Origin of the sequence: Algimonas ampicilliniresistens, assembly GCF_030159955.1 — a bacterium.
In the GTDB taxonomy this organism is placed as follows: Bacteria; Pseudomonadota; Alphaproteobacteria; order Caulobacterales; family Maricaulaceae; genus Litorimonas; species Litorimonas ampicilliniresistens.
In genome coordinates, this window is the sequence record NZ_BSNK01000001.1 from 1,132,317 (window position 1) to 1,153,857 (window position 21,541).

General features: G+C 55.8%; 23 protein-coding genes. 17 read left to right on the plus strand and 6 right to left on the minus strand.

Annotated features, from left to right (window positions below):
• Positions 1–32: 32 nt before the first annotated feature.
• A complete protein-coding gene (locus tag QQL54_RS05250; RefSeq protein WP_284388333.1) occupies positions 33–3,566 on the plus strand; it encodes a YhdP family protein in 3,534 nt (1,177 codons plus the stop codon).
• On the opposite strand, the gene tyrS is transcribed toward QQL54_RS05250, so the two are convergent.
• On the minus strand, positions 3,563–4,828 hold the full coding sequence (gene tyrS, locus QQL54_RS05255; protein WP_348520674.1) for a tyrosine--tRNA ligase: 1,266 nt from the start codon (positions 4,826–4,828) through the stop codon (positions 3,563–3,565). The genes QQL54_RS05250 and tyrS overlap by 4 nt on opposite strands.
• Positions 4,829–4,873: 45 nt before the next feature.
• On the opposite strand from tyrS, the gene QQL54_RS05260 reads away from it, so the two are divergent.
• Positions 4,874–5,989: an anhydro-N-acetylmuramic acid kinase gene (locus QQL54_RS05260; RefSeq protein WP_284388337.1), complete on the plus strand. Its 1,116-nt coding sequence runs from the start codon at positions 4,874–4,876 to the stop codon at positions 5,987–5,989.
• On the opposite strand, the gene QQL54_RS05265 is transcribed toward QQL54_RS05260, so the two are convergent.
• Positions 5,950–6,630 (minus strand): alpha/beta hydrolase, encoded by a 681-nt coding sequence (locus tag QQL54_RS05265; protein WP_284388339.1) that lies wholly within the window; start codon positions 6,628–6,630, stop codon positions 5,950–5,952. The genes QQL54_RS05260 and QQL54_RS05265 overlap by 40 nt on opposite strands.
• Between QQL54_RS05265 and QQL54_RS05270 the strand changes: the two genes are divergently transcribed.
• The 13 genes from QQL54_RS05270 (at position 6,617) to QQL54_RS05330 (ending at position 15,662) form a co-directional block, all read left to right on the plus strand.
• Positions 6,617–7,231, plus strand: a complete 615-nt coding sequence (locus QQL54_RS05270) for an Rrf2 family transcriptional regulator (RefSeq protein ID WP_284388341.1) — start codon at positions 6,617–6,619, stop codon at positions 7,229–7,231. The genes QQL54_RS05265 and QQL54_RS05270 overlap by 14 nt on opposite strands.
• On the plus strand, positions 7,228–8,340 hold the full coding sequence (locus QQL54_RS05275) for a cysteine desulfurase family protein (RefSeq protein ID WP_284388344.1): 1,113 nt from the start codon (positions 7,228–7,230) through the stop codon (positions 8,338–8,340). Before QQL54_RS05270 ends, QQL54_RS05275 begins: the two co-directional genes overlap by 4 nt.
• A complete protein-coding gene (sufB, locus tag QQL54_RS05280; protein ID WP_284388346.1) occupies positions 8,341–9,834 on the plus strand; it encodes a Fe-S cluster assembly protein SufB in 1,494 nt (497 codons plus the stop codon).
• Positions 9,834–10,388, plus strand: a complete 555-nt coding sequence (locus QQL54_RS05285) for a hypothetical protein (RefSeq protein ID WP_284388348.1) — start codon at positions 9,834–9,836, stop codon at positions 10,386–10,388. The genes sufB and QQL54_RS05285 overlap by 1 nt, the downstream gene beginning before the upstream one ends.
• Positions 10,389–10,398: 10 nt before the next feature.
• On the plus strand, positions 10,399–10,797 hold the full coding sequence (locus tag QQL54_RS05290; RefSeq protein ID WP_284388349.1) for a RidA family protein: 399 nt from the start codon (positions 10,399–10,401) through the stop codon (positions 10,795–10,797).
• Positions 10,797–11,168, plus strand: a complete 372-nt coding sequence (locus QQL54_RS05295; RefSeq protein ID WP_284388351.1) for a cupin domain-containing protein — start codon at positions 10,797–10,799, stop codon at positions 11,166–11,168. The genes QQL54_RS05290 and QQL54_RS05295 overlap by 1 nt, the downstream gene beginning before the upstream one ends.
• Before the next feature lie 2 nt (positions 11,169–11,170).
• The gene (locus QQL54_RS05300) at positions 11,171–11,605 is read left to right on the plus strand and encodes a hypothetical protein (RefSeq protein ID WP_284388352.1); all 435 of its coding nucleotides are present in this window, start codon (positions 11,171–11,173) and stop codon (positions 11,603–11,605) included.
• Positions 11,606–11,610: 5 nt separating this feature from the next.
• Positions 11,611–12,354, plus strand: coding sequence for a Fe-S cluster assembly ATPase SufC (gene sufC, locus QQL54_RS05305; RefSeq protein ID WP_284388354.1), 744 nt, complete (start codon positions 11,611–11,613; stop codon positions 12,352–12,354).
• A complete protein-coding gene (locus QQL54_RS05310; protein ID WP_284388356.1) occupies positions 12,338–13,363 on the plus strand; it encodes a SufB/SufD family protein in 1,026 nt (341 codons plus the stop codon). The genes sufC and QQL54_RS05310 overlap by 17 nt, the downstream gene beginning before the upstream one ends.
• Positions 13,360–13,530: a hypothetical protein gene (locus QQL54_RS05315; RefSeq protein ID WP_284388358.1), complete on the plus strand. Its 171-nt coding sequence runs from the start codon at positions 13,360–13,362 to the stop codon at positions 13,528–13,530. Before QQL54_RS05310 ends, QQL54_RS05315 begins: the two co-directional genes overlap by 4 nt.
• Positions 13,527–14,747 (plus strand): cysteine desulfurase, encoded by a 1,221-nt coding sequence (locus tag QQL54_RS05320; RefSeq protein ID WP_284388360.1) that lies wholly within the window; start codon positions 13,527–13,529, stop codon positions 14,745–14,747. The genes QQL54_RS05315 and QQL54_RS05320 overlap by 4 nt, the downstream gene beginning before the upstream one ends.
• Before the next feature lie 142 nt (positions 14,748–14,889).
• Positions 14,890–15,288, plus strand: a complete 399-nt coding sequence (locus tag QQL54_RS05325) for an SUF system Fe-S cluster assembly protein (protein WP_431355927.1) — start codon at positions 14,890–14,892, stop codon at positions 15,286–15,288.
• Positions 15,285–15,662: a HesB/IscA family protein gene (locus QQL54_RS05330; RefSeq protein ID WP_284388364.1), complete on the plus strand. Its 378-nt coding sequence runs from the start codon at positions 15,285–15,287 to the stop codon at positions 15,660–15,662. Before QQL54_RS05325 ends, QQL54_RS05330 begins: the two co-directional genes overlap by 4 nt.
• Here the strand turns inward: QQL54_RS05330 and QQL54_RS05335 are convergent.
• Positions 15,659–16,825 (minus strand): FAD-dependent oxidoreductase, encoded by a 1,167-nt coding sequence (locus QQL54_RS05335; protein WP_284388366.1) that lies wholly within the window; start codon positions 16,823–16,825, stop codon positions 15,659–15,661. The two genes, QQL54_RS05330 and QQL54_RS05335, sit on opposite strands and share 4 nt — an antisense overlap.
• A gap of 94 nt (positions 16,826–16,919) precedes the next feature.
• Here QQL54_RS05335 and typA point away from each other — a divergent pair, with 94 nt between their 5' ends.
• Positions 16,920–18,779 (plus strand): translational GTPase TypA, encoded by a 1,860-nt coding sequence (gene typA / locus QQL54_RS05340; protein WP_284388368.1) that lies wholly within the window; start codon positions 16,920–16,922, stop codon positions 18,777–18,779.
• An 8-nt stretch (positions 18,780–18,787) separates the two neighbouring features.
• Here the strand turns inward: typA and QQL54_RS05345 are convergent, their stop codons facing one another.
• Together QQL54_RS05345 and QQL54_RS05350 are read right to left on the minus strand one after the other, a co-directional pair.
• Positions 18,788–19,195, minus strand: coding sequence for a hypothetical protein (locus QQL54_RS05345; protein WP_284388369.1), 408 nt, complete (start codon positions 19,193–19,195; stop codon positions 18,788–18,790).
• A 1-nt stretch (position 19,196) separates the two neighbouring features.
• On the minus strand, positions 19,197–19,850 hold the full coding sequence (locus tag QQL54_RS05350) for a fumarylacetoacetate hydrolase family protein (RefSeq protein WP_284388370.1): 654 nt from the start codon (positions 19,848–19,850) through the stop codon (positions 19,197–19,199).
• Between the two features lie 50 nt (positions 19,851–19,900).
• On the opposite strand from QQL54_RS05350, the gene QQL54_RS05355 reads away from it, so the two are divergent.
• Positions 19,901–20,794 (plus strand): haloalkane dehalogenase, encoded by an 894-nt coding sequence (locus QQL54_RS05355; RefSeq protein WP_284388372.1) that lies wholly within the window; start codon positions 19,901–19,903, stop codon positions 20,792–20,794.
• Here QQL54_RS05355 and QQL54_RS05360 read toward each other — a convergent pair.
• Positions 20,791–21,513, minus strand: a complete 723-nt coding sequence (locus tag QQL54_RS05360; protein ID WP_284388374.1) for an SIMPL domain-containing protein — start codon at positions 21,511–21,513, stop codon at positions 20,791–20,793. The two genes, QQL54_RS05355 and QQL54_RS05360, sit on opposite strands and share 4 nt — an antisense overlap.
• Positions 21,514–21,541: the final 28 nt, after the last annotated feature.

The window sequence follows — 21,541 nt, forward strand, 5'->3', positions numbered from 1 at the left end:
TCTGCGCGGTGACCAGCGCTGGACGGCAAAGCATGCCTTCGTTAGCGCTCGCGCTTATGGCGGACATGCCGACAACCGACAAGCCGGAGACTGACCTCGAATCTGGCTCTCAAACTCGTCGAGAAACGCCCCCCAAGGCGGAAAAAACGCGTGTCCGGATCACAGAAGTCCGAGATGCTGTTTTGCAAGCCTCCGCTTGGGCAGGACATCGCGCCTATCGCCTTGGCGGGGAAACAGTGTCTGTTCTGCTCACGCTCGGCATTGCCATTCTTTTCTTTGCCAGTGGCTTAGTTGCGCGGCAGTCGGCCGACCTGACCGCGCTGCGTCCGAATTTCGAGCGCTGGTTCTCGCAGAGTTTTGATGGCGCCTGGGCGGAGCTAGGTGACATTGAGCTGCGCTGGAACCCGTCCGATGATACGGTTTCTTTTACCGCCACCGATGTCGTCGTTTATGATCGGGATGACGCGGTCATCCAAACACTCGCTCTGATGCGGGCGACAACGACCAAGGCAAATCTTCTGGATCGCAATGCCTCCTTGCGCGATGTCGAAATTGTCGGTGGGGAAGTGACGTGGCGCCAAGGCGTTAATGGCGCAATCCTCGCCGGACTAGGCAATCCGCAAACGGTCGGAGGGTTTGGCCCGGTCTTTCGTGGTCGGAACAGGGTTGAACAGCGCACGCAGATGGATTGGTTGGATGAATTTCGATCAGTCACGCTGCGGGACAGTCGAGCGCATATTGTCGATGAAAAAGACGGGCTGTCAGTCATTGTCGATGTCGAAACACTATTAGGTCAGCGCGACGGCGATATAACAATGCTCAGCGTGAAGGGGCAAATTGCCTCTGATGATGAGGCCGGCATTGATGCCGGGTCGCTGTCTCTCGACCTTCGGTCAGAGGATCGTCTCAAGACCATCTCACTTGACCTGACGACAGATGCCCTGCGTCCTAGCCGCTTAGCACCGCCGCGGGGGCGACTGGCTGTTTTGAGCGCGATTGATGTTCCGCTGAACGCAGGGATCCGCGCCATCTATAGTCGGCAAGATGGACTGCAATCTGCAGATATGAGCCTTAACATTGGTGCGGGCACCGTCCGTCCTGCGGGGGCGGAGCGTGCTGTCGAAAGCGGGACCTTCGTGGCCTCCTTGAGCCCCGGTGATGAGGTCATGCGAGTCGAATCGATCACGATAGACGCTGACCGGCTCAGCCTATCCGGCAGTGGTGTCATTCGAGAAATCGGCCGCCTCTATGACGGGGATGTCGGCACCTCACCGAAATTCGACCTTGAGCTTGCCGACACACGACTGGACCTGACACCTGTTTTCGAGGCCCCGCTTGAGATGAAGTCTGTCAAGGCGCTCGGGGAGCTCGATCTCGATGATCGATCCCTGACTTTGGACAGATTGGTCGCGGACTTTGACGGATTTTCTCTCACCACGACTGCAGATATCGAAGCTGGTGATGAAGGGCTGACGACGGTCAATCTGAAGGGACAAACGCAAAGTCCGCTCACAGCACAAGATCTGCTGTCGCTCTGGCCTGTTGAGTCGGCCAATGGCGCGCGCCGTTGGATCGATCGGTCGATCCTAGACGGGACGCTGCATAATGTTCAGTTCAAGGTCGCTCTCGAAGAGGCGTTTTTTGACGATCCTGCCCTGACTAGTGAGCGGCTCACTGTCAACTTTGACGTCCGTGACGGCGTGGTCCGCTATATTTCAACCATGGATCCGCTGACAGAGGCCCATGGATCAGGCCGGATTGATGGTAATCGCTTCGGTTTTGTTCTTGAACGCGGGCGCATCAATGAGATCGAGATTATCGGCGGCGATGTGGATATTCCGCAGCTTACACCTAAAGGCGGAGATATATTTATCACGACGCAAGGGCGGGGTGATGTCAAGTCTTTGCTGAGCCTGATCAATCAACCGCCTTTTCAATATATGGACAAATACGGCGTTGATCCGGAAGGGTTTTCCGGAACGGCGGATGTGACGTTGAGCATCAAACGGCCGCTGCTTGAGTTTTTTGATCGCAACAGAATTGAGTATTCGGTCGACGGAACGTTCACCGACGCCAGCGCACCGTTTAGCCTCGGCTCTTACACATTGAGCGATGCGGACGTCACGATTCGCGGCGGTAAAGACGGTCTATTCCTCTCTGGTCCGGCGAATCTAGGGCCTTGGCGCGCGGATCTGGCGTGGGAAGAACGTTACGGGCTGAACGGAGAACCGACACGCTATCGGATTAGCGGTCCGATGGATCGGAAAACGCTGGACGGTTTCGGCTTTGGGTTTCGAGAGTTTTTCGATGGTGTGATCGATGTTGATATTGAAGCGTCCGGTCGTGGGCTGGAGATTAGGGATGCCGGCGTGGACCTGCGTCTTGACGAGGCAGAAATATCATTTGGAGAGTTTTGGTCCAAGTCCGCCGGTGATCCGGGATTGTTGCGCGCGTCTGTGACTCGGTCCGAGAGCGGTGTCTCAATTGACGCGTTGACGATGCAAGCGCCAGGTCTTGATCTATCTGGCTCAGCACAGCTTCGACCGGACTTGTCTCTTGATGAGGCGCGTCTAGAGCGCATTTTGATCGACGGGTTGATTGACGGTCAACTGACCCTCTCACGCGATGATGAGGCTCAGAGGCTGGCGATAGACACAATTGGGACGCGGCTCAATATTAGCAATTGGGTCGACGCCGCCCTAAAATCGGCGGGGGGTGATACGTCAAATCTGCCTTTGTCAGTCGATGCCACATATGATGAGATTGTCGTGTCGCCGGGATATGTGCTTGAATCCGGCGCTTTGATCTACCGTCACACAGGCGAAGCGGTGGAAACGCTATCACTCCGCGGCACACGGCCCGATGGTCCGTTCGATATCACATTGGGTGAGTTGCCGGATCTGCCCAACAGGCAGGCGCGCTTGACCATTCCAGATGCCTCAGACGCCATGTCCAAAGTCATGGGCTTGGAAGCGACACGCGGCGGCGCGTTGTCGATTACGGCTGAGTTGCCAAAATCTGGTATTGAAGGTGCGATCATTGGCCAGGTCAAAGCAACAGATTTCACCGTACAGAACGCGCCTTTCTTAGCGCAAATTCTGTCGCTCGCGTCTCTGACCGGCATTGTCGACACGCTATCCGGCGACGGGCTTGGGTTCCAAGAGCTCGATTTCGATTTTGCGCTTGAGAATCGGATAATGTCGGTGCGTGACGCAACGTTGCGCGGGTCTGCTATCGGTATGACGGGCGAGGGCGACATCGCGCTGGATGATCGCAGTGTGGATTTCAGCGGAACGCTCGTCCCGGCTTATACTGCGAACTCATTGCTAGGCGATATTCCGCTGATCGGTGACATATTCGTGGGTAAGGACGGCGAGGGTGTGTTTGCGATAACCTACGCCGTGCGCGGGCCCTATTCGGGTGCGCAAATCTCGATCAATCCGCTCTCAGCACTGGCACCGGGCTTCATCCGAGGTATTTTCCGCCAGAGCCGAGACGATCTGCCAGAAAGCGTGACAGAGGAAATTGAATCCGTACGTCCCAGTTCAGATGGAACCGAAGATTAGGCCGAAACGCTACGAAGCAGCGCGTGCCGCTTCTTACCGACAGAGAGTTTCACGATGCCGTCGTCAATGTCGTCTGCGGTAATCGCATAATCATGCGACGAGACCGCAGCGTCATTGAGCTTGAGTGCCCCCGCTTTGATATGTCGACGGGCTTCGCCATTGGAGCCCGCTAAGCCCGCTGTGACAGCTGCGTTCAGAATACCCATTCCGATCAGCACATCGAGCGTGACATCTGTCGTCGGAAGGCCGTCAGCAGCACCGCCTGCAAAGGTCTCTTGCGCCGTCTGATTGGCTTTCTTTGCCGCGTCCCTACCGTGCAGCAGGGCTGTCGCTTCATCGGCAAGCTTGACCTTTGCCGTATTGATGTCCGCACCTTCCATGACTTCAAAGGTAGCAATCTCTGAAAGCGGCATATCGGTGAATAGGCGCATAAAACGACCCACATCAGCATCATCCGAGTTTCGCCAAAACTGCCAATACTCATAAGGGCTTCGGGTAAAATCTTCACCTAATGAGGAATCGCCGTTTAACCAGACAGCCCCGTCCGCAGTCTTACCCATCTTACCGCCAGACGCAGTCGTGATGAGCGGTGTGGTGAAGCCAAAGACTTCTGCGCCTTCCATCCGTCGCGTTAGGTCAACGCCAGTCGTGATGTTGCCCCATTGGTCTGATCCGCCCAGTTGAAGGCGGCAGCCATAGCGGCGGTAGAGTTCGACAAAATCATAGCTCTGTAGCAGCGGATAATTGAACTCTAGGAAGGTCATGGGTTGCTCATTCTCGAGCCGCCGCTTGACCGTATCCATCGTCACCATGCGGTTGATCGTAAATTCCTTGCCGACGTCGCGGAGGAAATCGAGATAGCCAAGATTGCCGAGCCAATCGTCATTATCGACCATTATGGCCGCGTTCTCGCCCTCGAATGACAGGAATTTGGCGAAGACGCGACGAATGCCATCCTTGTTTTCGGCAATACGCTCAGGTGTCAGAATCGGGCGGGACTTGTCCTTATCAGACGGATCGCCAATCTTGGTCGTGCCGCCGCCAAGCAGAACGATGGGTGTGCCGCCCGCCCGCTGTAGGATTCTTAGCATCATGATTTGGACGAGGCTGCCAACATGCAGCGACGGAGCCGTACAATCAAAGCCGATATATCCGGTCACACCGCTTTGGGCGACTTGGTCTAAGCCGTCTTCATTGGTGCACTGATAGAGAAATCCGCGCTCTGTCAGCGTCGTCATCAGGTCTGATTTATATTGCGTCATAACGCGCGGCTTCTAATCGCCGCGCGGATGGTGTCAAAGGGGCTTATGAGCAAAGTCTACAGAGTCTTAGGCCTGATGAGCGGAACGTCGCTGGACGGGGTCGATGCAGCAGTCATCGAAACCGATGGTGAGCGCATCCATGCTTTCGGTCCGAGCCTTACGCTTGCCTATTCGGATCAGCAGCGGTCCGTCTTGATGGATGCGACACAAGCGGCGCTGTCATGGAACTTTCTGGGGCCTCCGCCTAACATCTTTGCGGAAGCCGAAGATGCGTTGGATGACACCCATCGGCAGGCCATTCGAGAGCTGGACGCAGGCTCTGTCGATCTGATCGGCTATCATGGTCAGACCGTCCTTCACCGTCCTGATCAATTGAAGACGTTGCAGCTCGGTCGGGGGCAAGGGCTTACGGATCAATTCGAATGTCCTTGTGTCTATGATTTCCGGAGTGAAGATGTCGCCGCAGGCGGGCAGGGCGCGCCCTTAGCGCCAATCTATCACAAGGCCCTAGTCGAGCGGGCGAATCTCGCCGGAGTCACGGCTGTGCTCAACCTTGGCGGCGTGGGTAATGTCACGATCATTACGGGCGATGAGATACTGGCCACCGATACGGGGCCTGCTAACGGACCGCTGGATAGTTTTTTGGAACGGCGTGGCCTTGGGTTCGATATTGGCGGAGCCGTGTCTGAGGCCGGTTTGGCGGACTTTAAGATTGTAGAGGGATGGCTGACGGCCGATTTCTTCCAGCGCGCTTGGCCGAAATCAGCGGATCGATACGACTTTGATGTTATCGATGACCTTGCACAGGCGAGTGTGGCTGATGGAGCCGCAACGCTCTGCGCATATACAGCACTCTCAGCCTCCCGGACGATCGCTCAGATGGGTCGTCGTCCGGATCGGGTGATTGTTTGTGGCGGCGGGCGGCGCAATCGCACCATCATGACTATGTTGGCGTTAGAACTAGGGTGCCCTGTGCAGCCCGCTGAGGCGTTCGGGTGGGATAGTGATGCGATAGAGGCGCAAGCCTTCGCGTTTCTGGCCGTTCGCGTGCTGCTCGGCCTGCCAAATAGCTTTCCAACGACGACCGGCGTTTCCACACCGACCGTCGGGGGACAGATTGCTTATCCTTCGAGCAGCCGAGGCTCGCGAGGCGGAGAGTAACGCGGGTCTAGATGGACATCGAGATAGTCTTCGATGACCTCCATCGTTTCGTCTAAATGGTGCGTGTAGAAGTGATCGGCGCCATCAATCTTATGGGTGCTGATGATATGACCCTTCTGGACACGGATTTTTTCGGCCACGCGCACGACATCGTCGGCGGGCACAATCGGATCTTCGCTGCCATATGTGATCAGGCCTGAGGCCGGACAGGGGGCCAAGAAGCTAAAATCATAAGTGTTGGTCGGCAAGCTCATCGAGATGAAGCCTGCAATCTCTGGTCGGCGCATTAAGAGCTGCATGCCGATCCAAGCGCCAAAACTATAACCTGATACCCATGAAAACGGCGCGTTTTGATTGAAGCTCTGCATCCAGTCGAGCGCGTAGGCGGCATCTTGCAGCTCGCCCTGACCATTATCGTAAGTACCCATCGAGCGGCCAATGCCGCGGAAGTTGAAGCGCAGAACTGAAAAACCACGACGCTTATATTGTTCATACATCGCCACCGGGATGCGGTGATCCATATGACCGCCCGCTTTAGGGTGAGGCGATAGAATCAAGGCGCAAGGGGCGGCGGAATCGTCGGCTGGATGATAACGACCTTCGAGACGGCCTTCAGGACCGGCAAAAATGACTTCAGGCATAGAGGACGTGCTCTCGGAGCTATGCGCAAATGCCGCTGCGGCTTTGCGCTTGTTATTCTTGACTAGATTGGTCGGAAATCATAGATGCCCGCTTCAATCTACATTTCGGCCCGCTCTACCAAGCGCGTCGTTAATTTGCAAAATAAATGGCAGTTGGGACAGGATAGACTTGAAACTCAGCGCGAAAGGACGAACGGCCGTGACGGCTGTGGCTGATTTGGCCGCCCAAACCGCTCTTGGCGGTCCAGGTGCGCGTGTGCGTTTAAATGAGATCAGCGAACGTCAGGGTCTCAGCCAGTCATTCCTCGAACAGGTTTTTGCCGATCTACGCCGCGCAGGCTTGGTCGATAGTAAGCGGGGGCCGACCGGTGGCTACGCCCTGACCCGGCCAGCCTCGCAAATGCCAATTTCTGACATTATAGCAGCGGTCGAAGAAGAAGTCCGCGCGCATGGCTGCCGCCCAGAGCAGGCGCTGGGTTGCACGGGCCGCACAGCGAAATGCCTGACACATAGTCTCTGGGGTGCGTTGGAAGACCATATTGGTGGGTTTTTGAACACTGTAACGGTTCAGATGGTTGTTGATGGGGAAATCCCTCGGTGAATATCTATCTTGATCATAACGCCACCAGCCCAGCCCCGCAGTCGGTGATTGATGCGGTCACTCACGCGATGACGGTCGTTGGCAATGCGTCTGCTCAACACATGCATGGCCGCACCGCGGCCAGCCTTGTCGCTGATGCGCGTGATGCGGTCGGTATGGCGATGGGTCAATGTTCGCAGGACATCGTGTTCACGGGCTCTGGCACGGAAGCGATCAATACCGTTATCCATTCTGTGGTCGCAGCTGGGTGCAAGCATCTGATCGTGTCCTCAATGGATCACCCGGCCTCGATCAATGCCGCTGAAGCCAGCGGTGTACGCCTCAGCATGCTGCCGGCGCTGTCGGATGGCCGGACTGACATGGATGCGCTCGATGCTGTGCTTGCAGACTGGAACCCGATGGATGGCAAACCCTTCCTGTCACTGGTTGCCGCGAATAGCGAAACGGGTGTTGTGCAGGATACGGACCGTGCGATCGATACTATTCACGATGCGGGCGGCCTGATCCTGATCGATGGCGTTCAGGCGCTGGGCAAAAGCCAAATGCTATTTCCGGCGGATTATGTTAGTGTCAGCGCCCATAAGATCGGTGGACCGCAAGGCGTCGGAGCGCTCTATGTCTCACCCGATGCCCCGTTTACGCCGATGATCTGCGGCGGTGGTCAGGAACAACGCCGACGCGCCGGTACGACTAATGTCGCCGGAATTGCGGGGTTTGGCGTCGCCGCAAGTGAAGCAAATACAAGGTTTTCAGACTTGCAGCCGCTGCGAGATGCGTTGGAAGCCGAGCTTTTGCGGATCGACCCGACGACGGTGGTCTTTGGCGCGGATGCGAAGCGTCTACCGAATACGAGTTTTTTCTCAGCGCCGGGATTGAGCGGCATGACAGCCATGATGACGTTTGATCTGGCCGGGCTATCGGTCAGTAACGGAACCGCCTGTTCATCCGGCAAAGTCGGCGAGCGCCGCGTTCTACGCATGATGGGGCGGTCAGAAGAAGCGCCGAACGGCGCACTCCGGGTCAGCTTTGGTCCCGGCAATACAATGGACGATGTTGCAGCCTGCGCTGATGTATGGGCCAGACTTCGCAAGGCTAGGAAAGCCGTATAAATGACTGATGTAAAAGTAAAAGATGGCATTGAAGCGGAAACGGTCGAGGGTGTGCGCGCTCTGGAGGCCGATAAGTACAAGTATGGCTTTGATTCCGATATTGAACAAGAGTTCGCGCCAAAAGGTCTGAACGAAGACATTGTCCGCTTTATCTCCGCCAAGAAGGATGAGCCGCAATGGCTGCTAGACTGGCGGTTGGAAGCGTATCGCCGCTGGCTGACGCTGGACGAGCCGAAATGGGCCATGGTCGACTATCCTGAAATCGATTTTCAGGACATGTATTACTACGCTTCGCCGGTGAAGAAAAAAGAGCTGGAATCGCTGGACGAAGTCGATCCAGACATTCTCGAAATCTACAATAAGCTCGGTATCTCCCTGAAAGAACAGGAAGTTCTAGCGGGCGTCAAAGGCGCACCCAAAGTGGCCGTCGATGCAGTGTTTGACAGTGTGTCCGTCGTGACGACGTTCAAGAAAGAGCTCGCCAAACATGGCGTCATCTTCTGTTCGTTCAGCGAAGCCGTCAAAGATCACCCGGAACTGGTCCGCAAATATATGGGCTCAGTCGTCCCCGTGACCGACAATTACTATGCGACGCTCAACAATGCCGTCTTTTCGGACGGGTCATTTGTTTACATCCCGCCGGGCGTGCGCTGCCCGATGGAGCTATCGACCTATTTCCGCATGAATGCACAGGGCACAGGTCAGTTTGAACGCACGCTGATTATTGCGGATAAGGGTTCTTACGTTTCCTATCTGGAAGGCTGCACCGCGCCTATGCGCGATGAAAATCAGCTCCACGCTGCGATTGTCGAGATCATTGTGCATGAGGATGCGGAAGTGAAGTATTCGACCGTCCAGAACTGGTGGCCGGGCGATAAGGACGGAAATGGCGGGGTCTATAACTTTGTCACCAAACGGGCCGATTGCCGCGGCGCGAACTCCAAGGTCAGCTGGACCCAGGTCGAAACCGGGTCGGCTGTAACGTGGAAATACCCATCCTGCATTCTACGTGGGGATAATAGCCAAGGCGAATTCTACTCCATCGCCATCACTAACGGGCATCAGCAGGCCGATACTGGCACGAAGATGATCCATTTGGGCAAAAACACCAAGTCGCGGGTGATTTCCAAAGGGATCAGCGCGGGTCAGTCCAACTCGACCTATCGCGGGCTCGTCTCTGCCCACCGCAAGGCGACAGGCGCGCGAAACTTCACCCAGTGTGACAGCTTGCTGATCGGCGATCAGTGCGGCGCGCATACCGTGCCTTATATCGAATCCGGCACGCCGACCGCGCAATTTGAGCATGAAGCAACGACGTCCAAACTGTCTGATGATGAGCTGTTCTATTGCCGTCAACGTGGCCTGTCCGAAGAGGATGCCGTGGCGCTGTTGGTCAATGGTTTCTGTCGCGACGTATTGCAGAAACTGCCGATGGAATTTGCTGTCGAAGCCCAGAAACTGGTTGCGATCTCGCTCGAAGGGAGCGTGGGCTAATGTCTGAGTCTCGCCAGCGCAAAAGCCTCGTCTGGATCATCGGTGTTGTCGGCATCGGCGTGATTGCGGCGATGATCATTGTGAAAATTTGGTTTGCTGCGACGGTCTTCCTGCCGAGCGATACGGCAACTGCCGAGGTCATTGAGCCGCTTGACCCTGAAGAACAGATTGTCCGTGACATGGTCGCGCCGGTCGTGCCCGGAACGCCCGTTATGCCGGCTGGTCTTCCCGCGTTAAACCCGAACGATTATTCGCGTGATTTGGCACGTTTCGTTCCGATTGAGTTGGGCATGGCGCGCTATGCGGCCCAAGACGAACTGCTTCTCTATTACAACTCAGATGCTGGTTCTGGGTCCAAGGTTAGCTCCACCGAACGCACTGTAGATGGCGATATGATCTTTGTGATCCGCCGGAGTGGTCTGAAAGACGACTCGCTCGCCGCCGAGGAAACTTACGCCCGGTTTACGGATGACGTGTTGGTCGGATTCGGCTCGCGCATACAATGTCGCCGTGGCGATAAAGCCAATGAATGGACCACGGACCTCTGTCCTTAGGATCGATATAATGACCAAATCCAAACCTAAGCCAAAGCGCCAACTCATCACGCTGAGCGAAGGCGAGAAAAGCTACGCCATGAGCCGCGCCGTCGTGCAAGGCGACTGGTGTTTCGTGTCCGGCACGGTCGGCTATGATTACTCATCCGGTGAATTGCCTGACGATCCAGCGCAGCAGGCGATGAACACATTCGCCAATATTCAAGCGGCGCTTAAGGCGGGCGGGTTCGAGCTGGGGCACACAATCCGCGTTCAGTATACGCTGACCGACCGCGCCCATATGGACGCCGTTCTACCTGTCATCCGCCAGCATTTCGGCAATATCCTCCCCGCCGCGACCATGGTCATCGCCGACTTGGTCGATGAGCGGATGAAGGTCGAAATCGAAGTGACGGCGTTCAAGGGCTAATGATCGACAAAATCGACATATCCGAGAAATTCGATCTGATTACCGAACATTTCCGCCCGAAAACGGTCGCGGAATTGAACGGGCAGACGTTCCAACTCGCCAAAATCAAAGGTGACTATCCGTGGCATGCTCATCCGGAAGAGGACGAGATGTTCTTCTGCTGGAAGGGCGCGTTCACGCTCGATATTGAAGGCCAAGATAGCGTCGATGTCGGGGAGGGCGAATGTATCGTCGTTCCCAAAGGCACGCGTCACCGCCCCCGCGCCGAGGAAGAATGCTGGATATTCCTGATCGAGCCCGTCGGAACAAAGAATAACGGCGATACCGCCGTCGACGCGAAATATGACGCGCCCGTGGGGGCTTGGGTGTGAAGATGTCTCGATATTTTTTTGCACCACTTATCGTGGTGCTAGGGTTGGCTTTGTGGACTATTACGTCTCACGTTCGGGCCGATGTTCAAGAGAAGGATAGTTTCGAAATCTGGGTGCAGGATGTGACCGCAGATTACGGACATACTTTTGAGCATAAATGGGTGCTGCCCGATTCATTAGATTTTGATTTTGAAAACACTGTCGAACGAACAAATATTACACCTGAATTGGTAGGCTTTGTGCCAGTCTATTCCTCGGAAGTGGTCTGTGTTCTTGGTCCAAGCTTTTCTTGTCGCAATTTGCCGCATGGATACTCTCTTTTTCAAAGCTCAACTGACAAGAACTCGTTTTTGGCTATCTCTTACGCCTATAAGGTGTCCTTAAAAGGATGCTCTCCAAAATTAGTATCAGCGATACAATCGATTTTGAAAGACTGACGGCAATGCTTAAAATACAAAACCTCACCGCGACGGTCGATGATGGCAATAAGACTATCATCAAGGATCTGTCGCTCACCGTTCCGGCGGGCGAAGTCCATGCCATTATGGGGCCGAACGGCGCCGGGAAATCAACGCTTTCTTACGTGCTGACAGGCCGTGACGGCTATGATGTCACGGACGGCTCTGTGACTCTGGACGGTGAAGACCTTTTGGAGATGGAGCCGGAAGAGCGCGCGGCGGCAGGCTTATTCCTGTCCTTCCAATATCCACTCGAAATCCCCGGCGTGCCAACGCTGACCTTCTTGCGCACGGCTATGAACGCACAACGCAAAGCGCGCGGCGAGGACGAGGTCAGCGCGCCGGACTTCATGAAACGCGCGCGAGAAATCGCCAAGTCGCTCAAGATCGCGCCAGAGATGCTGCGCCGTCCGCTCAATGTCGGTTTTTCCGGCGGGGAGAAGAAGCGTATGGAGATTTTCCAGATGATGATGTTGGAGCCCAGCTTCCTCGTCATGGACGAAACGGACTCTGGTCTTGACGTCGATGCGCTCCGCATTGTGGCCGACGGCGTCAACGCGCTGCGCGCGCCGGATCGCGGCATGCTCATCATCACCCACTATCAGCGTCTGCTGGACTATATCGTGCCGGATCAGGTGCATGTGCTCGCGGGCGGCAAGATCGCCGCCAGCGGCGAGGCTGACTTTGCCAAAACCCTCGAGAAAGAGGGCTATGACGCTTATGTATGATGTCGTTGCTCATCTGCCCCACCGCGGATTGGAAGCGTGGAAATGGTCGGATTTGAAATCCACCGTAGAGGCGCGCAAGCCTGACGGTCTGTCCGGGCCGATGCGTCCGGCTCTGTCGACGCTGGACGGTATGATTATTGGAGAGACTAAACCCGCAGAGGGATCGGATCCGATGACCAAAATGGCATCGATCCTATCCGGTGGCGCCACCAAGATCACCGTGCCGGATGGTGCGCAATTTGATCAACCACTGGTCTTGCGCGATTTACGTCAGGGCAACGCCCAGATCGTGATTGAGATCGGAAAGGGCGCATCGCTCTCTGTTGTCGAACATCATGAGAGCGACGCCGGTTTCGTCAATCTCGACCTACGTTACACGGTGCGCGAGGGCGGATCGCTCTCGCGAACCCTGATCTCGCAAGATGGGAACGACGTCGTTCGTTATGCCCGTGCGCATGTGACCCTCTGGGACGGCGCACGCTTCAATCAGACACTGCTGACCTTTGGCGGGGCTTTCACCCGTCTGGAGACGCGATTGGCCTGTATGGGCGCGGTAGAGGTCGACATGTCGGGCGCTTATCTGCTGGACGGCAGCCGACACGCCGACATCACCCATTATATCGATTTTGCAGCGCCGGGCTCAACGGTTCGTGACACGGTGGCTGGTGTGGTCACAGACAAATCGCGCGGCGTCTTCCAAGGCAAATTCCATGTCCGCCGTCCGGCGCAGCAGACTGACGCGGAAATGCGTCATGACGCGCTGATGCTGTCCGATAAAGCGAAGATCAACGCCAAGCCGGAATTGGAAATTTACGCCGATGACGTCGAATGCGCGCATGGCAACACCATCGGCCAGTTGGACGAACAGTCGCTATTTTACATGCGCCAACGCGGTATTCCCGAAGGGCAAGCTCGTGCTCTGCTTATCGAAGCCTTTATCGCCGCCCGGTTGGGGGAGAATGAGGACATGTTGGCACTGGTGCGCGATTGGCTGGAAAGCCGGTCATGAGCCTTGCAACCGCAGCCGCTGTCGCCGCCGTGCTTTTGCTGATCGCGTCGCAAATTCAGCGGCGGACAGAGCAAAACAACGCATTGCTAAGCGGGATTGTGAGGGTCCTCGTTGTGCTCGTGATCGCGCTGGTTGCGGCCTATATGTATCAGCGAGCGGTTTCATGAGTGCGTTTGATATCCAAGCCGTCCGGGCACAGTTTCCGATCCTCTCGCGTGAAGTGAATGGCTATCCGCTTGCCTATCTTGACAATGCGGCCTCTGCGCAGAAGCCTGAGGCTGTAATTGATGCGATGGCCGGTCAGATGCGGAGCAGTTTCGCCAACGTCCATCGCGGCCTTCACACGATGGCCAATGAAACGACGGATGCGTTCGAAGCCGCGCGGGCCAAAGTCGCGACCTTCCTGAATGCGCCGTCACCGGATAATATCGTCTTCACCCGCGGCGCGACGGAGGCGCTGAACCTCAGCGCCTACGGGCTCGCTCATATGATCCAGCCAGGCGACGAGATCGTCATCACGCAGATGGAGCATCATTCCAACATTGTGCCGTGGCATTTTTTACGGGAACGCTACGGGGCGGTTCTGAAGTTTATTCCTGTGCTGCCTGATGGCTCACTCGACATGAAAATATTCCGAGAAACCATTGGTTCTAAAACAAAAATTGTCTCCGCTGTTTATATGTCCAATGTGCTGGGCACGATCAATCCGATTGCCGAAATCGCCCGCTGGGCCAAAGCGGCGGGCGCGGTGATGATCGCGGACGGCACACAAGCGGCCGTGCATCTGGATGTGGATGTGCAAGCGCTAGGTGTCGATTTGTTCGCTATGACTGGGCATAAGCTTTACGGGCCAACGGCGATTGGCGCGCTTTACGGCACGACTGATATTTTAGATCGCATGCAGCCCTTCAACGGCGGCGGTGAGATGATCGAAGACGTCTATATGGACCGCATCACTTATGCAGACGCCCCCGCCAAATTTGAGGCGGGGACCCCGCCGATCTTGGAAGCCATCGGTCTAGGTGCGGCGATCGACTGGTTTTCGCAATATGATATGGCCGACGTGCATCAACACGAAATGGCTTGTTACCACGCGGCGCGCGACGGTCTGCGCGAGCTGAACAGTGTCCGCATTTTTGGCGAAACCCCCGATAAAGGGCCGGTTTTAGCGTTCAACCTCGAAGGGGCGCACGCCCATGATGTGGCGCAGATTATGGACAAATACGGCGTTGCTGTTCGGGCCGGACAGCACTGCACTCAACCGCTGATGGAAGCCATGGGCGTACATTCAACGGTCCGGGCGAGCTTTGGAATTTACAATACGCTGGAAGAAGCCGACCGCTTCATCGCAGCGGTTAAGAAGGCAGCGGTCTTTCTCGGATGAGTAAGACACACTATATGGTAGTCAGATGGACGATTTAACGGAAAGAGAACGGCGCGCAGAAGCGATTGCCAATGCGCAGATCCCCGGCCTTGCGGCGGTGGAAATTGAGCGCTCGGCTACCCATTCGCCCGCATCTGCGCCCATGCCTGCGCGAGACAAATCGGCTGTTGTGGCCGAAACGCGCGACGTTATGGATGTTTCCGGTGCGCCGATAGAGCCGCCGACTGACGGCGAAATTGCGCGCATAACCCATGATGTCGTGGTCGAGCTTAAAACCGTCTACGATCCTGAAATCCCGACCGATATTTATGAGCTTGGCTTGATCTATAAGGTCGAGCTGGAAGATGATCGTACGCTGCTCGTCGATATGACCCTGACAGCGCCAGGCTGCCCGGTTGCTGGCGAAATGCCGATTTGGGTGCAAGAGGCCTGTCAGCGCGTCGAGGGCATCCGCCGAGTTGAGGTCTCAATGGTCTTTGATCCACCTTGGACACCCGACCGGATGAGTGAGGAGGCTCGACTAGAGCTGAACATGTTATGACCGAGACACTGACAAAAACCCGTCGCCCGCGCCCCAAACTCGTCACGCTGAGCGACGCTGCTGCCGAACAAGTGCGCGAAATCCTAGACGAACGCGGCGAAGGTTATCTTCGTGTGGGCGTCAAAAATGGCGGCTGTGCCGGCATGGAATATATGATGGACTATGTGTCCGAACCAGAACGCTTCGATGAAGTGGTCGAGGATAATGGCGTCAAAATTGTTGTCGATGCCAAGGCCGTGCTGTTCATTCTCGGTGCTGTGATCGATCACGAAACCACATTGCTGCACAGCAAATTCGTGTTCAGAAATCCAAACCAGACGGATGCGTGTGGTTGTGGTGAGAGCGTAACAATCGTTCCGGCTGCAGCGGACTAAATCCCGGTCGAGACTAACGAGCCCGAAACGAGCTGTGTCAAACCCCTGTTCAATGGCCAGATTTGGCTGGCTGGGTGAAAAACATTGTTGCGGATCATCGGCAGGACAGAGTTTCGCGATTGGTAGAACGGCGTGAACAGGTTTGAAATCATCTGATAAAAGCGAACGTGGCGGCGACGTTGCGCTGCATATCGTAACAAAGCCTCTGGAATTGGATGTCGGTTTAACGCTTCAGAGAGTGCTATTGCATCGAGCAGCGCCATATTCGCCCCTTGGCCTAATTGCGGACTGGCTTGATGCGCAGCGTCGCCAATAAACGCCATACGGTCGGTGTAAGGCGTTTTCAGCGTCCCATGACGATAGAAAGCTGGGCTCATGTCTGCATGCGAAGTAATCTGATCGACGAAGGGCGCAAATTCGGGCCAGAGTCGGATGGTCTGGGTTTTCCACGTGTCTAGGTCGCCTTGAACCCAATCTTGAAGGCTGTTTTGCGGTTCGCTCCAGAAGATTGCCGTTTGTTGCTTGTGACCGAGCGGTAGCACGCCCAACATATGATGCGCCCTGCGATAGCATTGCGAGAGGCGATCTGTTGGCAGCCGCGTATCATCTGGCCAATCAACCGTGCCCCATAAGGCCCCATAGGGTAGGGGCTTTGTACGGATCGGGCTTAGGTTTGAGCCAATGCCTGATGCGTCAATGACCAGATCGAATGGTCCGTGAATGTCGCCCTTATCGGACAGGATAGTTCGCTGCTCGCCGTCCAATTGACTGGCTGTCACATGTGTGGACCCTATGATGGTCGCGCCCAACGCCAACGCCTGAGTATAGAGTGCGGTGAAGAGTTCGGCCCGGTGGATGGCGAGGCCGTATCTGTCGCCACCTTGCGGCCCGTAAGCCACGCGCAGGACCGTGCGGCGAGACGCGCTCTCAATCCCTTGCATCTGATAGATGGCCTGACCGCGGCCTGTCACTATCTCCAGCAAGCCAAGTTTTTCTAGACAGGTCAAACCGACAGGTTGAATGACTAATCCGGAGCCGACAGGCGAGGGTTCATCGAACTGGTCGAACACCGTAACCGCGTGGCCTTGCCGTTTCAGGAAGCAGGCCGCCGCCAATCCGCCAATGCCGCAACCCGCAATCCCGATATGATGACGTTGCGCCATAGGAAATCATCTATCATGTCTGGACTGCGGTGCCATACCGATCTCGCCGTATAGCGGGCTTGCATCTCGCCGCCTGAGCGTTAAGGGCCGCGCCATGTCAGATCCGATCAAACATCTTCGTAACGTCGCCATTGTTGCGCACGTTGACCACGGCAAAACGACGCTCGTCGATAAGTTGCTGCGACAATCCGGTACGCTGGACGAACGCGGCACGCTGGACGAGCGGGTCATGGATAGTGGCGACATTGAGCGCGAGCGTGGGATTACCATTTTGGCAAAGAATACAGCCCTGCGCTGGACCGCGCCGGATGGCCAAGAGTGGCGGATCAATATTGTGGACACACCCGGACACGCCGACTTTGGCGGTGAGGTGGAACGCGTTCTGTCGATGGTCGATTGTGTGGTGCTGCTGGTTGATGCCGTTGAAGGTCCAATGCCGCAGACCACTTTCGTGACTCGCAAGGCGTTGGAACGTGGGCTTAAGCCCATTGTTGTTGTCAACAAGGTCGACCGTCAAGGGGCCCGTTCTGACTGGGTCGTGGACCAGACATTCGATCTGTTTGATCGTCTCGGTGCCACTGATGAACAGCTCGACTTCCCAACCGTCTTCGCCTCAGCCATCAATGGTTGGGCGACGCATGAGGTCGACACAATCGGCACCGACATGACGCCGCTTTTCGAAACGATTGTCGCGCATGCGCCTAAGCCGTCCGTCGACCCGAATGGTCCCCTGCAGCTACAGGTCAGCGCGCTAGACTATGACAGCTATAAAGGTGTGATCGGCATCGGTCGCATTCAGCGCGGCGTGATCAAAAAGGGACAATCTGTTGTCGTTGCGTCTCCGGATGGCCGTGAGCGTAAAGCCAAGATTGCCCAGCTTTTCGGGTTTATGGGCTTGGAGCGCGTTGAGGCTAACATGGCGACGGCTGGCGATATTGTGACGTTCACAGGGATCGAAGGTTTGGGTCTGTCCGACACGATTTGCGATCCAGAGCATGTTGAATGTCTGCCAGAACTTTCGGTCGATGAACCGACGATCTCTATGACCTTCCAAGTCAATGACAGCCCCTTTGCTGGTCGCGAAGGCAAATATGTCACATCGCGCAACATCAAAGACCGGCTCGACCGAGAGTTGATCCACAATGTGGCTTTGCGAGTCGAACAACTCGCTGAGGCTGACAAGTTCCGGGTGTCTGGCCGGGGTGAGCTCCACCTTTCGATCCTGATCGAGAATATGCGCCGTGAAGGCTATGAAGTGGCCATTTCCCGTCCGCAGGTGATCAATAAAGAAATTGACGGCGTCCTATGTGAGCCTTGGGAAACGCTGACGGTCGATCTTGAAGAAGGCACAGAAGGCACGATCATTCAGCGCCTGAATGAGCGAAAGGGTGATCTGAAGAATATGGAGCCGGACGGCAAAGGTCGCGTTCGTCTTGACTATGACATCCCGACGCGCGGCCTGATCGGCTTCCGCGGAGATTTCATGACGCTGACATCCGGCAATGGCCTGATGTATCATAACTTTGACCGCTACGCGCCGCGCGCCAAGGCGGGGATTGGCCGTCGTCAAAAAGGGGCGCTGATTTCAAACTCAACAGGCAAAGCGGCGGCTTTCGCTCTGTGGAACCTGCAGGAGCGTGGCAAACTGTTCATCGGTCATGCCGTTGAAGTTTACGAAGGTATGGTCATCGGCGTGAACTCGCGTGAGAACGATCTGACCGTGAACCCACTCAAAGGCAAAAAGCTGACCAATGTCCGGGCGTCCGGAACAGATGATGCTGTGGTCCTTGTGACACCGATTGAGATGACTTTGGAAGGTGCTTTGGAGTTCATCAATGATGATGAGCTGGTCGAAGTGACACCTGAGAACATCCGGGTCCGCAAGCGCTTCTTGCTCGAGCACGAGCGTAAGAAAGACAGTCGCGCCCGTGAAGCTCTGGAAGGCGCCGAATAGCTAGAGCGTTAGGTCCGCTTGATCTTAAAAGGCGGCCGCTCATAACCATAAATGGACGCGGCTGATTTAATCAGCCGCGATTCCTCGGCGACATATTCATTGTCGGCGATCGTGATCGCCACAAGCGCGTCATAGATTGCCTCACAGTGCTGAGCGTCTTTAAACCGTGTGAGCGCTTTCAGAACGAGCGTATTTCCGCCCTTATCCCAGAGTTGATCTTCAAGATCCTCTTTCCGCTCTTCAAACCAACCCATCATGTCTTCCGCAATCATGGTCGGATGATCGAAAAGTTCGAGTAGGCCATTCGCCAGCAGGAAAAACGCAGTCTGTTCGACCGCTCTGACCTTATGGTCAATCACGACGGCGATCGCCAAAGGCATCAAGATTTCGTCGACAGTGTGGGTTGTTGTACTCATATTAGATGATCCTGACTCTGATCGGTTCGAGGCCTTCAATGCCGCCTTCAAGCTCATCACCGATCACGGCAGGGCCGACGCCGTCCGGCGTTCCGGTATAGATAAGGTCGCCGGGGCCAAGATCCATATCGCTGCCGATCTGATGGATAATCTCATTCACTGACCAGATCATGTCGGACAGTCGCGCATGTTGAACGATTTCGCCGTTCTTTCTCAGCACGATATGCGCATTTTCGAGGGAAGTATTTCCAGCCTGAGTGAGATTGGAGCAGGGGGCGGCGGAGGCAAAATCTTTGGCTCGTGACCAAGGCGCGCCCTTGGATTTAGCAAGGCTTTGTAGATCCCGGCGGGTGAGGTCGATCCCAACGCCATAGGCGAACACACCATCTGGCCCGATGGCGGCGACCAGTTCGACTTCGTAATGCATGTCGGACGTGTTGGGCGGATAATGGATTTGAGAGCCGTTTTCGACTAAGGCTTCGGGCGCTTTGGTAAAGATGATCGGTTCTGAACGCACCGGGTCTCCGCCCATTTCTTTCACATGCGCTGCATAGTTCCGCCCAACGCAATAAATTTTGCGCACTGGAAATCGCTTATCTGTGCCAACAACGGGCAGGGAGACAGGATCGGATGGCGGGAACACATAATCGTTCATTGTCGACCTCAATTTGTCTCACTAGTCTATCAAGACAGATCGGAGGGGTCATGGAAAAACTGAGAACGCCGGACGAACGGTTTAATGGGCTTCCAGATTACCCATTTGAACCGAATTATGCCACCGTTGGGGACGATCTCCGCCTGCACTATGTCGACGAGGGCGCAAAAAGCGCCCGCCCTGTCTTGATGATGCATGGCGAGCCGAGTTGGTCATTTCTCTATCGACATATGATCCCACCCGTTGCTGAAGCTGGGTTTCGGGTCATTGCGCCGGACCTGATTGGGTTCGGTAAGTCAGATAAACCGACTGAGACATCAGATTACAGTTATAGCTCCCATGTTGAATGGATGCTGGAATGGTTCGACAGTCTTGATCTGTCCGGAGTGGTGCTCTTCTGTCAGGATTGGGGTGGCTTGATTGGGCTTCGCCTCGTCGCGGCACGACCGGATCGCTTCGCAGCCGTCATTGCTGGAAATACTATGTTGCCAATTGGCGAAGGCACGCCGCCAGATGCCTTTCTAGCGTGGCAACAATTCTCACAAACCGTGCCGGAATTTCCGACCGGTATGATTCTTCAAGGCGCCTCGGTCCGGGACTTAACTGCAGAAGAGGTTGCGGGCTATGATGCGCCCTATCCCGATGAAAGTTTTAAGGCGGGGGCACGTATTTTCCCGGCACTCGTGCCGACTGCGCCAGACCATGACGGTGTGGCCGACAATCGCGACGCGTGGAAAGTCCTGTCCGCCTGGGACAAACCGTTCGTGACCTGTTTCTCTGATCAGGATCCGGTAACCAAAGGCGGTGACAAGATTTTTCAAGCACGCGTGCCGGGCACAAAAGGGCAGCCGCATCGAACCATCAAAGATGGCGGTCACTTCTTACAGGAAGATCAGCCCGGCGAATTGGCCGAGCTGATTATTGAGGTCGCAAAGACGCTTTAGTCGGCGATGGCGTAGCTCATCGTCACTGTGGCGCTGATTTCGCGCTGGCCTGGCGCCAGCGGCGGAGCGGCGTCCATGGCTTCCATCCGTGCACCCATATTCATCACCTGATTATAGATCGGTCCCGGTGCGCTGCCTTCGCTTAGCGACAGCAATTTACCGAGCCGCACATTAGCGGCCTGCGCCATTGTCCGTGCCTTCATTTGAGCCTTAGCAATTGCGGCAGCCCGGGCTTGGGCTTGCGCTGCGTCCGGTTCGCTCACGGTGAATTGGACATTATTGATGTTGTTGATGCCCGCTTGCAGCAACGCGTCGATCATTGGACCGGTGCGGTCTAACTCACGCGTGCTCACGGTGATTTGGTTGCTCGCTTGATAACCGACGAGCAAGGGCTGACCGTTCTCACGATTTTCGTAATTATAGCGCGGATTGAGGTTCAGGTAGGAGGTTGAAATGTCTTTCGGAGGAATGCCGTTGGCTTCCAGCGTTGCATAGACATTGCGCATCAGCTGCGAATTCTTCGCCATGGCTTCTTGAGCCGTTTTGCCCTCGGTTTGCACACCCGCAGAGACAGAGGCTCGATCCGGAACGGCATCGGCAGAGGCACTGGCTGTCACATGGATGACGCCGGGCATCTCGCTGGCGTCAGAATGAGCGTGGGCCAGTGCGGGCATCGCAAGGGCGCTTGTGGCCAGGAGAATAGGCAGAAAACGGGACATATCGGACCTTTCGTTAGCTTCGTCTTGG